General features: G+C 40.3%; 14 protein-coding genes. All 14 read right to left on the minus strand.

Annotated elements, in window-relative coordinates; translation table 11 throughout:
• Positions 1-4: 4 nt before the first annotated feature.
• Positions 5-1,165, minus strand: a complete 1,161-nt coding sequence (dxr, locus tag AC3WLU_RS10230) for a 1-deoxy-D-xylulose-5-phosphate reductoisomerase (protein ID WP_283930317.1) — start codon at positions 1,163-1,165, stop codon at positions 5-7.
• 43 nt (positions 1,166-1,208) lie between these two features.
• Complete coding sequence (locus AC3WLU_RS10235) at positions 1,209-2,006, minus strand: phosphatidate cytidylyltransferase (RefSeq protein WP_411739763.1); 798 nt, start codon at positions 2,004-2,006, stop codon at positions 1,209-1,211.
• Positions 2,007-2,031: 25 nt separating this feature from the next.
• Complete coding sequence (gene uppS, locus AC3WLU_RS10240; RefSeq protein WP_034313634.1) at positions 2,032-2,805, minus strand: undecaprenyl pyrophosphate synthase; 774 nt, start codon at positions 2,803-2,805, stop codon at positions 2,032-2,034.
• 400 nt (positions 2,806-3,205) lie between these two features.
• Positions 3,206-3,763 (minus strand): ribosome recycling factor, encoded by a 558-nt coding sequence (gene frr, locus AC3WLU_RS10245; protein WP_034313637.1) that lies wholly within the window; start codon positions 3,761-3,763, stop codon positions 3,206-3,208.
• Positions 3,764-3,766: 3 nt separating this feature from the next.
• Positions 3,767-4,489, minus strand: coding sequence for a UMP kinase (pyrH, locus tag AC3WLU_RS10250; RefSeq protein ID WP_034313639.1), 723 nt, complete (start codon positions 4,487-4,489; stop codon positions 3,767-3,769).
• A gap of 125 nt (positions 4,490-4,614) precedes the next feature.
• Positions 4,615-5,499 (minus strand): translation elongation factor Ts, encoded by an 885-nt coding sequence (gene tsf, locus AC3WLU_RS10255; RefSeq protein ID WP_034313641.1) that lies wholly within the window; start codon positions 5,497-5,499, stop codon positions 4,615-4,617.
• 309 nt (positions 5,500-5,808) lie between these two features.
• Positions 5,809-6,522: a 30S ribosomal protein S2 gene (gene rpsB / locus AC3WLU_RS10260; protein WP_053345349.1), complete on the minus strand. Its 714-nt coding sequence runs from the start codon at positions 6,520-6,522 to the stop codon at positions 5,809-5,811.
• Positions 6,523-6,676: 154 nt separating this feature from the next.
• Positions 6,677-7,306 (minus strand): hypothetical protein, encoded by a 630-nt coding sequence (locus AC3WLU_RS10265; protein WP_492597223.1) that lies wholly within the window; start codon positions 7,304-7,306, stop codon positions 6,677-6,679.
• Positions 7,307-7,567: 261 nt separating this feature from the next.
• Complete coding sequence (locus tag AC3WLU_RS10270) at positions 7,568-8,332, minus strand: FliA/WhiG family RNA polymerase sigma factor (protein ID WP_413000447.1); 765 nt, start codon at positions 8,330-8,332, stop codon at positions 7,568-7,570.
• A gap of 126 nt (positions 8,333-8,458) precedes the next feature.
• On the minus strand, positions 8,459-8,962 hold the full coding sequence (locus tag AC3WLU_RS10275) for a chemotaxis protein CheD (protein ID WP_400449616.1): 504 nt from the start codon (positions 8,960-8,962) through the stop codon (positions 8,459-8,461).
• Positions 8,955-9,593: a chemotaxis protein CheC gene (locus AC3WLU_RS10280; protein WP_492597224.1), complete on the minus strand. Its 639-nt coding sequence runs from the start codon at positions 9,591-9,593 to the stop codon at positions 8,955-8,957. Before AC3WLU_RS10280 ends, AC3WLU_RS10275 begins: the two co-directional genes overlap by 8 nt.
• Positions 9,594-9,597: 4 nt before the next feature.
• Complete coding sequence (locus AC3WLU_RS10285) at positions 9,598-10,053, minus strand: chemotaxis protein CheW (protein WP_492597225.1); 456 nt, start codon at positions 10,051-10,053, stop codon at positions 9,598-9,600.
• 78 nt (positions 10,054-10,131) lie between these two features.
• The gene (locus AC3WLU_RS10290) at positions 10,132-12,174 is read right to left on the minus strand and encodes a chemotaxis protein CheW (RefSeq protein WP_492597226.1); all 2,043 of its coding nucleotides are present in this window, start codon (positions 12,172-12,174) and stop codon (positions 10,132-10,134) included.
• Between the two features lie 21 nt (positions 12,175-12,195).
• Positions 12,196-13,293 carry a protein-glutamate methylesterase/protein-glutamine glutaminase gene (locus AC3WLU_RS10295; protein ID WP_492597227.1) on the minus strand — a complete coding sequence of 366 codons (1,098 nt, stop codon included), beginning with the start codon at positions 13,291-13,293 and terminating at the stop codon, positions 12,196-12,198.
• Position 13,294 lies beyond the last annotated feature (1 nt).

Here is a 13,294-nt window from a genome sequence, read left to right on the forward strand (position 1 = left end):
CCGGTCACCTATCTTTCACTAAAGATTCTATATACTGCCTTGTCATATTATCGACTTCCTGAATCGTTTCTAAATCTGGAAGGGCTATGACGGAATGCTGATTCAGCGCTTTTTCAATTAACGTCTCAATTTCAAGGAAGGTTACCTTTCCAGATAAGAATGCAGAGACTGCGGCTTCATTGGCGGCATTCAACACAGTAGTCATCGTTCCGCCCATTTTACCTGCTTTATAAGCGAATTGCAAACAAGGATATCTGGTGAAATCCATATCCCTGAAATGCAGTTTGCCTGCTTCAGCAAGGTTCAATCGTTTGCGGCCTGCCAGCGGAATACGGTCTGGATAAGTAAGTGCATATTGTATCGGCACCCGCATATCCGGTGTCCCCAGTTGTGCTATCACGCTGGAGTCATGAAACTCAACCATGGAATGGATGATGCTCTCCTTATGTAGCAATACATCAATTTTATCGTAGGGAAGATCGAATAGCCAATGGGCCTCGATCACTTCCAATCCTTTATTCATCATTGATGCTGAATCGATCGTAATTTTAGCTCCCATTGACCAATTCGGATGGTTCAGTGCCTCTTCCACCGTTACATCCTTCAATTCTTCCCTGGTCCGATCTCGAAAACTGCCTCCTGAAGCAGTAATGACAAGACGTTCTATATTTTTTTCCTTTTCACCTTGCAGTGCCTGAAAAATAGCTGAATGCTCACTGTCCACCGGCAGCAATCTGACCCCCGCTTTTTTTGCTTCACTCATGACCAAATGACCCGCCGTCACCAACGTCTCCTTGTTGGCGATAGCAATATCCTTTTTTGCCTTTATTGCTTGAAGTGTCGGATAAAGACCCACGCTTCCGATGACGGCATTGACCAATATCGTCGCCTGATCATAAACAGCAACAGCAGTCAATCCCTCATCCCCATACATGAACTCGATATCTTTGCGGTTGGAGAATTCACTTTTCAAAACATGATAATCTTCTTCCGTCTGGACTGAAACCAGTTTCGGTTCAAACTCTTGTATATAAGTCCTGACCAATTCTATATTCTTTCCAGCAGAAAGCGCCACGATCTTGAATTGATCTGGATGGGACCTGACTACATCCGCCGTTTGTTGACCAATCGATCCTGTCGCGCCCAAAAGGCTGATATTTTTCAAATTGTTCATCTCCTAATTCATATAACGCTTGCCTATATTTATATTATAAAACATGCAATAAATGCAAAATCGGTAAAATGAAGATCACACTATCTAGCCTGTCCAAAATTCCACCATGTCCCGGGAGGAGATTCCCTGAATCCTTAACGCCATAATGACGTTTATACGCGGATTGGACGAGATCACCCAATTGGCCGAATACCCCAATGATTAATGAAATCAATAATAATTGTAATAACGTGTAATCAAGGCTGGAGAAGGAGTAAAATAAAACACCCACCACCATCGCGGATATTAACCCGCCGATAAATCCTTCCACCGTCTTGTTTGGACTTATTTCTGGCCATAGCTTTCTTTTACCAAGCGATTTACCAATGAAGTAGGCTCCGGAATCAGTTGCCCAGATCGTAAATAGGGTAAGCAGGATATAGATCAGCCCCAACCCCAAAGAGTCACGTGTTTCAAATAGGAAGTAGAAACCTATCCCCAAGTATAGAATTGAAATCACTAGAAAGCCTGCGTCATCAAAGGTAAAACGGTTTTTTGAAACGACTGTATAAAGTAACAGCAGCAAAACCCCGATCAAGAATACTTGAACTTTATCATAATTAATTTCTGCCAAAAAAGCGGTATGCTCATTAGGCAATAAAAGCACCCACAATAATATGTGAGAAAGAAATGCTTCAAAAGAAAGTACACGTAACTTTTTCATTTTCATCAGTTCGTACAAACCAATCGAACCTAACAGATAAACCGTCAGTAAAAAGGGAGTGCCCCCTAAAATAACTAGTGGAATGAAGATAGCGGCAACTACGACCGCCGTAATAATTCGTTGTTTCATTATTCCATTTTCCTCGCCTTCTACATTAAACGCCACCGAATCTTCGTGAACGCTTTTGATACTCCTCAACTGCCTGCAATAAATGCTCTTCACTAAAATCCGGCCACAGCACTTCAGTAAACCAAAGCTCCGTATAAGCAGACTGCCAAAGCATGAAATTACTTAAACGGATTTCACCGCTAGTACGGATCAGTAAATCGGGATCCGACAAATGTTTGGTCATCAGGTAACTGGATACCATTTCCTCCGTTACATTTTCCTTTATTATACCATTCTTAGCATCTTGAATGATGCTATTCACTGCAGATACAATCTCCCCACGGCTTCCATAGTTCAGGGCAAAATTCAGAATCATCCCATCATTGTCTTTCGTGTCTTCCATTGCCCGTTTAACGGCACTTTGAGTATGTGACGGAATGAGTGACAAGTCCCCAATCGTTTCAACTCTAACATTTTCGGAAATGAGCTCGGGCAAAAAAGTCCCAAGAAATTCCTGGGGCAGCTTCATCAAAAAGTCGACTTCACTTTTCGGGCGTTTCCAATTTTCAGTGGAAAACGCATAGACCGTCAAAGTTTTGACCCCTAATTTATTGGCAACTTTCGTAATTCTACGAACGGTTTTCATTCCTTCATGATGACCCGCCACACGTGGCAATGCACGCTTTTTGGCCCAACGGCCGTTCCCATCCATAATGATGGCGATATGCTGAGGAACATCAAACTGTTTAATATGCTGAATCCTATTTGTTACATCGGAAGAAGCATCTTTTTTAACGAAACGCTTCCAAAGTGAATACATATGTTAGTCCCCCATCAGGTTGTACTTATCTCTCTACAAAGGCAAAGTTTTTCGTGCACTATGTATATCAAGCTTTCTGCCGCTTAAAAAGAATCTATATTATAATATCAAAAAAAAACTGGTTCTCATATTATTATTATGAAAATTATTTCTTCATTAGAAGCTTGAAAGGGAGAAATCATTCCTTCTTTTTTTCTAAAACCGATTATGACTGACATGAAAAATGCAAAAAAAAGGCCACCTCCAACGTTTGCATGCAACATACTAACTCAAGGAGTAATCATTATCGGAGAAACCTTATTATAACAGTTTTCTCCTTTAAGCACACCTATATGTTAGCACCAAGACATGACCCAGTATGGATTCGGCCCTCTTTATTTAATCAATTCTTCAATGGAAATTATACTTCCAAAATTTCTTTTTCTTTATCTTTTGTAATTTCATCGATTTTCGTGATATTGCCATCTGTCATCTTTTGGATGTCATCAGCATAGCCACGCAAATCATCTTCAGTGATTTCACCACTTTTTTCAAGCTTTTTCAAATCATCATTAGCATCGCGACGCACATTACGGACAGCTATTTTTGCCTCTTCCGCTTCTTTTTTCACAACTTTCACAAGCTCTTTTCTGCGCTCTTCAGTTAACGCCGGGATGGCTATCCTGATGATCGATCCGTCATTAGAAGGATTTAAGCCTAAGTCTGATTTCAAAATCGCCTTTTCGATTTCACCCAATACCGTTTTATCATATGGTTGAATGACTAATAGTCTAGCTTCCGGGACAGAAATACCAGCCACCTGATTAACTGGTGTCGGCGAACCATAATAATCAATCGAGATTCTATCAAGCAATGAGGCATTTGCCCTTCCGGCACGGATGCTTGCTAATTCACGTGTGTACGCTCCAATGGCTTTTTCCATTTTCGTTTTCGCATTCGAAATAACTTGTTTCGGCATCTTTTATTTCCCCCTTACAATAGTTCCAAGCGTTTCGCCTAAAACGGCCCGTTTAATATTGCCTTTTTCCATGATCGAGAAGACGATCAATGGAATATCATTGTCCATGCATAGTGAGGACGCAGTTGAATCCATTACTTCTAACCCTTCTTTAATCACATCAAGATAGGAAAGTTTATCATACTTCACTGCATTTTTGTCTTTAACCGGATCTGCATTGTATACGCCATCCACATTATTCTTCGCCATCAAGATGACATCAGCTTCAATTTCTGCAGCACGCAGGGCGGCAGTGGTATCCGTTGAGAAGTATGGATTACCTGTACCAGCTGCAAAAATCACCACTCTCTTTTTCTCTAGATGCCTGATTGCACGGCGTCTAATGTATGGTTCTGCTACTTGTCTCATCTCAATGGAAGTTTGCACGCGTGTTTCAATTCCAAGCTGATCAAGGCTGTCTTGTAATGCCAATGAGTTCATGACTGTAGCCAACATCCCCATATAATCGGCATTAGCACGATCCATGCCCATTTCACTGCCTATTTTCCCGCGCCAGATGTTTCCGCCACCGACAACAACAGCTACTTCCACATCAAGCTCAGCCACTTCCTTGACTTGTTCAGCTATGGATTTAATTACTGCAGGGTTAATTCCAAATCCTTCTTCACCGGCTAATGCTTCACCACTTAGTTTTAGAACGACACGTTTATATTTAGCGTTACTCATGAGAACCTCCAACTATGTAATCTTTTCATTCGTTCATCATGCTTTCTTGCAATACTGCCAAAAAATCATGACATTTCAAAAAATAGGGAACACAAGAGTGTTCCCCATTATTAATTATCTGACAATTAGTCTTTTTTAACTTGGTTCATTACTTCTTCAGCAAAGTTTTCTTGACGTTTTTCAAGACCTTCCCCTACTTCATAACGAACGAATGATTGGATTTTTCCGCCTTTTGATTCAACGAATTGTCCCACTTTTTGATCAGGGTTCTTAACGAAAGCTTGTTCGTTAACACAGATTTCTTCGTAGAATTTATTGATACGTCCTTCAACCATTTTCGCAACGATTTTTTCAGGTTTTCCTTCATTAAGAGCTTGCTGTGTAAGAACTTCGCGTTCGCGTTCTAATTCGCTAGCATCCACTTGGTCGCGAGAGATATATTTAGGGTTAATTGCAGCAATATGCATTGAAACGCTTTTAGCTGCTTCTTCGTCAGTTGTACCTTCAAGAACTGATAGTACGCTGATGCGTCCACCCATGTGAAGGTATGCACCAAATGCGTCGTTATCTGTTTTAGAAACGACTTGGAAACGGCGAAGAGTTAATTTTTCCCCAATTTTAGCAACAGCAGCATTGATATGATCTGCAACTTTTGCTCCATTTTCCATTGTTTGCTCAAGAGCAGCTTCAACGCTTTCAGGTTTGTTCGCAAGAAGGAACCCAGCCAATTCCTTAACAAGAATTTGGAAGCCTTCGTTTTTAGCAACGAAATCAGTTTCAGAGTTCACTTCAAGAATAACCGCTTGGTTTCCTTCAACAACGATTGAAGTTAAACCTTCAGCAGCGATACGGTCGCCTTTATTAGCAGCTTTTGCAATTCCTTTTTCACGTAGGAAATCGATTGCCTTTTCCATATCGCCTTCTGTTTGTACAAGTGCCTTTTTACAGTCCATCATACCGGCACCAGTTTTTTCACGCAATTCTTTAACTAATTGTGCAGTGATTGCCATAATATATATCCTCCTCAAATTAAATGCAGTTTATTCAATCTTTACCCATTATTGCCAAAAAATACTTGTTATCATCAAAGAAAATAACGAGCTTTGACAATATTTCCGAAAAACATCCACTTTTTCAGTCAATATGACGGAACTAAACCAGCTGATGATTTTCATCCCTTAAAAATCGCCCATACCTTTAAAAAAAAGACATTCCGTACAGTGATTTTATGTATGTTTATTTAGTGCAAAAAAAAGGGATAAAAGGCATTATCCTCTTATCACCTTTTTTCTTACTGAATAAGCAACCTTTTTTACTTATTAAGCAGTAGTTGTTTCAGTTGCTGTTTCTTCGCCTTGTTTAGCTTCTAAGATAGCATCTGCCATTTTACCTGTTAATAATTTAACAGCACGGATTGCATCGTCATTCGCAGGAATAACTACATCGATTTCATCCGGATCACAGTTTGTATCAACGATACCAACAAGTGGAATGTGTAATTTGTGTGCTTCCGCAACAGCAATACGCTCTTTGCGAGGGTCGATAACGAAGATCGCATCTGGAAGAGTCTTCATATCTTTAATACCGCCTAAGAATTTTTCTAAGCGATCCCATTCTTTTTTAAGTTGGATAACTTCTTTTTTAGGAAGGACTTCGAAAGTTCCGTTTTCTTCCATTTTTTCGATATCTTTAAGACGAGTGATACGTTTTTGGATTGTTTCAAAGTTTGTTAAAGTTCCGCCTAACCAACGTTGGTTTACATAGTACATACCAGAACGGATAGCTTCTTCTTTAACAGATTCTTGAGCTTGTTTTTTAGTTCCGACGAAAAGAACAGTACCACCGTTAGCAGCTAGTTCTTTCACGAAGTTATAAGCTTCTTCAACCTTTTTAACTGTTTTTTGAAGGTCGATGATGTAGATGCCGTTACGCTCAGTGAAGATATATTTCTTCATTTTTGGGTTCCAGCGACGTGTTTGGTGTCCGAAATGCACACCAGCTTCAAGCAATTGTTTCATAGAAATGACTGACATTTTAGTTCCTCCTAAATGGTTTTGTTTTTCCTCCGCACCGATCATTTTCATACAGAAACTGTCGTAACAGCACCATCTGCAAGAATCACGGGGCGTGTGTATTAACACCATTTCATAATATATCATAATGACTCTGCACAATCAAGAGATAAGTTTATCTATTCATGCGAAACTTTAGTAATAGCTCTATCTCCGTTCGACCGCAACCTAACTTTTTGGCGATCTCCTCTATTGAATGTCCTTGATCCGCTAACATATCCACTTTTTCATTTAATGACCGTTCATTTAACGAAGCCTGCAGCATGTCCGAAAATTCCTTGGCAGCCGGCTTTCCTTGATTTAGAGGGGAAGTGGCAGCCGATGCAAGTTCCAATTTGTCCTCGACTTTTACGGGTAAAGCATTGGCCTCATTTTCTTCAGGCATTATTTTATAAGCGTTAATTGCCTGCTTTTTAGCGGCGGCACGACTTCCCGCTTTATACTCTAGCAGAATGTTTTGTTCTTGTTTTTCTTTCTTTGTTTCTTTGATTGAACTATGTTCTTGTCCTTTTTGTCCATGCTCAGGATTCATTGCCACCGAATTGTTGATTGCCTTTACCAGTGTCTCGTTATCCTCTTTCATCTCCATTAAATAACCAGACAAAAGTTGTTCCATTTCTCCAATGACGGCCTTTTGGTCTTTTTCCAACATGCTTAAACGATTTTGACGAAGATATAAAACGATGATGGCAAAAATGGTGAATATGTTCAATACAAACAACAGAAATATAAAAAATGCTGACATACTGCCTCCTAATTAACCGGAATAGTCAATCCTGTTACCTTTAAACGGATGGGGATCTTTTTTCACTGTAGTTTTTTCTTGAGTACTTTCCCTATTCTCTTCTTGACAAAGTACAGTTCGAACATTCTGTGATTTCGAATCATTTATTGATGCAAGTATCCGTAAAAATTCTATCAAGTTGATTTACAGGGCTTTCTTCGTTCAATAGGAATCCCTAATGCCTTCCAGACTCCATAGCCCTCTTCAATGGAAGTATCTTCATTAAATCTTTTGATCTTGCATCGTGTTTCTTAATTTATAAATCGCTTTCGAGTGAATTTGGGATATCCGTGACGTAGATAGACCCATCACTTGTCCGATTTCGGTTAACGTCAGTTCTTCTTTATAAAAAAGCTGTAAAACCAACTGTTCTTTTACATTTAGGGTTTCAATGACTTTGGCTAATTCCTCATACAGTTCGTCCCTTAACACATGTTCCTCAGGTAAATCCGCCTTTTCATCTTTAATATGAAAATTCGCGCTTTCTTTATCGTCCTCTTGGGGATTTTCATCCATAGATAGTACATTGGCAAAGAAATTCTCATTTAATGCAGCATAAACTTCATCTTCCGGAATATTCAATTCAGCGGCAATCTCAGTTGGCGAAAGGTTCCTCATGTATTGCTGCTCCAGCTTCTCTATTGCAGATTCAATTTTCTTGGCTTTATCTCTTGCACTCCGTGGAAGCCAATCCTCTTTTCTTAATCCATCTAAAATGGCACCACGAATTCTAAATGATGCATATGTGTCAAACTTGAGGTCACGCTTCGTATCAAAACGTTCCAGGGCATCGAATAACCCCATCATCCCTAAACTCCTTATATCATCCCGGCTCACATTTTTAGGAAGACTTACTGAAATACGTTGAACATGGTACGATACGAGAGGTATGTATTTCTTTACCAAAATGTCCCCGGCTAGCGGATCTCTGCAATCCACCCAATTTTTCCAACATAACTGCTCTTCTTCGATGGTCAGATGAGACATTGGACATCCTCCTAACATTGTTATACGATTTGTGATCAATACGGCCCTTAAAGCCATACATGCAATAATGATTCGGTTGCAAATGTACCTGTCATATTTTTGGCTTTTCAAAAGCCAAATCCGAGCCTATATGTTTTTAGTCCCTTTTGTAACGGTCCGTATATTTAGCAGACAATCATTTAAATTGAATTCAATCGTTCTTCCGCTATTCCCGCCAACATCTTCGGCAACGATTCTAATCCGCAGGTCAGATAACTCTTTCCGGACAGCTTCCACATTCCGGGGTCCGATTCTCATTAAATCCCCTCCGGAGGCAAATTGAAACATTTGTGCTCCTCCAGCCAGCTTCGCTTTGAGGTATGGCATTCTTGCGCCTTCTTTGACTAATACCTGCACTAATTCCTTTATCGCCGTATCTGCAAATTTGGCAACATTGATCTGTCCCGATTTTGCGAGTGAAGAGTCTGGAAGCATAATATGGGCCAAACCTGCGATTTCTTTTTTTTCATCATAAATCACAACACCGACACACGATCCCAAACCTGAAGTACGAATCGTATAGGGAGGTTTTATTATATTCATATCCGCTATTCCAACCTTAACAACCTGGACCTTTACGGATTCAGTCATTAGGTGAAACTCCTAAGGCGGAAAAAATGATATCAAAAAATTCGGGATCAGGTAATAAAAAGAAATGTCCACTAACCGAGTCAGCAAAAAGCTTTTCCTTTTCAAGTACAGTATCGATGACGATGGCTGCGTCACTTACTTGAGATAATTCCAATAACCCATAACTGATCGTTGCCCCTACCATATCGATGCTCAAGGATGGAACGGATGGATAGATATTCAATCGGGTAAAATCAGAAAGGGAAGAGAGATAGGATCCCGATAAAATATTCCCTAATTCCTGAAGGCAAGAGAGTGCCAGTTCAGTATAGGATGCGGATTCCATCAAAAAGGTTTCATCACCAGTCATCCTACGAATCAAGTATTGGGCTGCAGGTAGTGAAAGGATAAAAAACATACTCCCTGAAGCATCACCTTCTATTCTAAGAAAAACGCTGGCCACGACGTGATCGGCCCCGCCAGCCATTTCCATCATTTCATCAAAGGAAACGATTCGGACATTAGGAACATTCATATCAATTTTCCTATTAAGGATGGCAGAAAGTGCAGTTGCAGCGTTTCCTGCACCTATATTACCGATTTCCTTCAAAATATCGAGCTGAAGAGTGTTGATTTTCTCAATGAACGACATATGATTATCCTTCTCTTAACATATTTTCAGTCATTTCAAGACTTAAGGCCTTCTCCAAATTAATTAGGACGAGCAGTCGCTTTTCAATTTTAGCCACTCCGCTAATGTATTCTGAAGCCAAATGTCCTACAACTTCAGGCTGAGGTTCGATACTCTCCAATGGAATATCCAAAACGTCATTGGCAGAGTCCACTATTAACCCCACCTCCATATCATCCAGAATGACGATGATAATCCTTGTTGATTCATCATATTCCACCTCTTCAAAATCAAAACGAACCCGTAAATCAATAATTGGAGTGATTACCCCCCTTAAATTTATGACTCCCTTAACGAATTTTAAAGCCTTTGGAACCCTGGTAATATGCAGTAGCTTTTCAATGCCGCTCACCTTATCCACTGGAATTGCATATTCCTTATCCTTTATTTGAAATACGATTACTTTCATATCCTCAGACATCCATTCCCCTCCTTTAAAAAACTAATGATGATCGTCTTGACGAAATCTGCATCGATACCTGCACCGTTTATCTATCTTTCAATGAATCAATGTATTGCAATCTATGATTAATGCTACTTGACCATCACCAAGTATCGTAGCCCCGGATATGGCAAATGCACTGGTTAAATAGTTGCCCAATGATTTAAGAACGATTTCCAGTTGCCCGATGAATGAATCTACGACTAATCCCGCTAATTTATCACCTTTTCTTACAATGACCACAGAGAGGGACTCTTCTTCTTCCTGACTGATAGGCACTTCAAATATATCTTTCAAGAACAGAAGCGGCAGAAGCTTACCCCTGAAGTCAATGACTTGTTGATTATGGGCATTCATGATATCTGCTTTTTTTATGATTGCTGTTTCTATAATGGAAGAAAGCGGTATGGCATATTTTTCGTTTTGGATAGCAACCAGCATGACAGAAATTATGGACAATGTAAGCGGAAGCTGAATAAGGAAGATGGATCCTTCATTTTCCTTGGAATCGATCGTCACGGATCCACCGAGGGACTCAATGGTATTTTTAACTACATCCAGCCCCACACCGCGTCCCGATACATCTGAAATGGTTTCCGCTGTTGAGAAACCAGAAGCGAATATCAATTCATAGATTTGCTTATCCGTTAGGGTGGCGGCAGTTTCCTTAGTTAATATCCCGTTGGATAGCGCCTTGTTCAAGACTCGATCTTTATTGATTCCTGCGCCGTCATCCTCGATTTCAATGAAAACATGATTACCGCTGTGATAGGCTTTTAACAGGATTTTACCTTCTTCATTCTTTCCTTTCGCCAAACGTTCTTCAGGTGTTTCAATTCCATGATCCATGGCGTTCCTTATTAAATGGACGAGAGGATCACCGATTTCATCAATGACTGTACGATCAAGTTCCGTTTCGGCACCATTGATTTCCAAACTGACTTTCTTGTTTAAGTCCCTTGCCAATTGACGGACCATTTTAGGAAAACGATTGAATACAGTTTCCACGGGCACCATCCGCATATTCAATACGATTGTTTGTAAATCACTGGTTATACGGGACATTCTTTCTACTGTTTCATGCAATTCCTGATTATCCAAATTACTTGAAATCTGGTCAAGCCTGCCTCTATCGATTACTAGTTCCTCGAATAAGTTCATTAATATATCAAGCCGCTCAATATTCACCCGAATGGTCTTGCTTGATGCCGTCATAACGGGTGCCTGTTTTTTCTTATCATCATATTCCGTTGGAAGCTCGGCATTATTTGTCTCTTGTTTTGGGATTTCAGTAACTTTATCCTCTTTAGAATGGGCAGCATACCTTAAATGTTCAAGATCAAGTGCAGTTACAACAACTTGATCCACTTCGGAAACCTTCATGATTTTATTCTTTATCTCATCACTCGATTCCGTTGTTACCATCGTGATTGTAAATCGCTGATCGAATTGCTCTTCTTCCAAAAGTTCGACGGGTGGATGTGACTTGATTACTTCACCGGACTTTTCTAGCACCTCAAAAACCATAAACACCCTGGCAGCTTTTAAAAGACATTCCTCACGCAACCCTATCGAAATTTCGAAGCTGTTGAATCCCTGATCCTTTGACTGCTGTAGTACTGTCCATTCAAATTCATCGTACTCTCCAACAGTCATTTCCTCCTTGTCAAGGACGGCAGAAGCCGCTGCCACTTCTGCAATGGCTGAAGAAACGGGCGACTCCCCTTTTTCAATCATTTCCAGCTGATGGACAACCCCCATCACATTTCGTTTCCCATCTCCACCTTCAGCAATGGACATGACCATCGCTTCTAAATCATCTACCGCTAAAAATATCACGTCAAACAATTCAGGCGAAAGAACGATTTGACTGTTTCGGATCGCATCCAAAACATTCTCCATTTTATGAGTTAAATTGGCTAGGTCCTCATAACCCATAGTTGCCGACATCCCTTTTAAGGTATGGGCGGAACGAAAGATTTCGTTTACTACCGAGAGGTCTTCCGGGTGCTTTTCGAGTACCAGCAACTGTTCGCTGCATGTTTGAAGATGTTCTTTACTTTCTTCAATAAATACCTCTAAATACTGATTCATATCCATACAATCTCACACCTCCACGTGTTAACAATAGCTTATTACCGCTCTAGCTATTTTTTCTACATCCTCTATGCTATCTATTAACTTGGTATTGATTGCCGCCTTAGGCATACCAAAAACGATTGAAGTCTCCTGTGATTCGGCTATCGCTTTTAAAGGACCCTTATGTTTAAGCTTGGTAAGCCCCTTTGACCCATCCATCCCCATCCCGGTCATGATAACGGCTATTTTCGCATAACCATTCATTTCACTCACCGATTCCATTAGCACATCAACCGACGGGCGATGTCCATTACGCAATTCGGATTGATCCAAAAGGATTGCCCAGCTCATTCCGACTTTCCTCACTTTCAAGTGATAACCTCCAGGTGCGATGTAGGCGACACCTTTTTGAATCAGTTCTCCCTCTTCAGCTTCCTTCACTTTAATCTTGCATAACGAATTCAGGCGTGTTGCCAAGGATTTTGTGAAACCGGGGGGCATATGCTGGACAATGAGTATAGGAGCATCAATGTCTTCTGGGAGTCCTGTCAAGACAGTCTGCAGAGCTCTCGGGCCTCCTGTTGATGTACCGATGACTATTATTTTTTTATATCCATAGAACCATTTTCTTCGGTTTTTTTCGTTTATTGACGAAACTATTGAATCTATATTACTATATTCTCCCCAAACGGAAAGGCATCTTTCAATATTTCTCGCATTTTTTTCTAGTTTGTGAACATTTGCCCGGCTGGCAGCCATAACTTTTTCATGGAGTTCTTTCTTGATTTTATGTAAGTCCAATGAAATGGCTCCCGAAGGTTTAGCCACAAAATCAAAGGCTCCGCTGTTCATGGCGGCAAATGTATTTTCCGTTCCTTTTTTTGTTGTGCTTGATAACATGACTACAGCGGTTGGACATTCATTCATGATCCGGTTTAATGCTTCCAACCCGTCCATAATCGGCATTTCCACATCCAAAGTAACGACATCGGGTTTTAAAGTCTTTATTTTTTCTATGGCATCTATTCCATTCCTGGCAGTCCCGATGATTTCCATCCTGCTATCTTCTGCCAAAAACTCTGAGATTAACTTTCTCATAAATGCAGAATCGTCCACTATCAGCACTTTTACTCTATCCATA

This window comes from Peribacillus sp. FW305-BF15, assembly GCF_058783805.1.

Bases quoted from the DNA above. Each gene is read 5' to 3' on its own strand.
- AC3WLU_RS10235 (WP_411739763.1), bottom strand. From the start codon at position 2,006: ATGAAACAACGAATTATTACGGCGGTCGTAGTTGCCGCTATCTTCATT.
- uppS (WP_034313634.1), bottom strand. From the start codon at position 2,805: ATGTATTCACTTTGGAAGCGTTTCGTTAAAAAAGATGCTTCTTCCGAT.
- frr (WP_034313637.1), bottom strand. From the start codon at position 3,763: ATGCCGAAACAAGTTATTTCGAATGCGAAAACGAAAATGGAAAAAGCC.
- pyrH (WP_034313639.1), bottom strand. From the start codon at position 4,489: ATGAGTAACGCTAAATATAAACGTGTCGTTCTAAAACTAAGTGGTGAA.
- tsf (WP_034313641.1), bottom strand. From the start codon at position 5,499: ATGGCAATCACTGCACAATTAGTTAAAGAATTGCGTGAAAAAACTGGT.
- rpsB (WP_053345349.1), bottom strand. From the start codon at position 6,522: ATGTCAGTCATTTCTATGAAACAATTGCTTGAAGCTGGTGTGCATTTC.
- AC3WLU_RS10265 (WP_492597223.1), bottom strand. From the start codon at position 7,306: ATGTCAGCATTTTTTATATTTCTGTTGTTTGTATTGAACATATTCACC.
- AC3WLU_RS10270 (WP_413000447.1), bottom strand. From the start codon at position 8,332: ATGTCTCATCTGACCATCGAAGAAGAGCAGTTATGTTGGAAAAATTGG.
- AC3WLU_RS10275 (WP_400449616.1), bottom strand. From the start codon at position 8,962: ATGACTGAATCCGTAAAGGTCCAGGTTGTTAAGGTTGGAATAGCGGAT.
- AC3WLU_RS10280 (WP_492597224.1), bottom strand. From the start codon at position 9,593: ATGTCGTTCATTGAGAAAATCAACACTCTTCAGCTCGATATTTTGAAG.
- AC3WLU_RS10285 (WP_492597225.1), bottom strand. From the start codon at position 10,053: ATGTCTGAGGATATGAAAGTAATCGTATTTCAAATAAAGGATAAGGAA.
- AC3WLU_RS10290 (WP_492597226.1), bottom strand. From the start codon at position 12,174: ATGGATATGAATCAGTATTTAGAGGTATTTATTGAAGAAAGTAAAGAA.
- AC3WLU_RS10295 (WP_492597227.1), bottom strand. From the start codon at position 13,293: ATGGATAGAGTAAAAGTGCTGATAGTGGACGATTCTGCATTTATGAGA.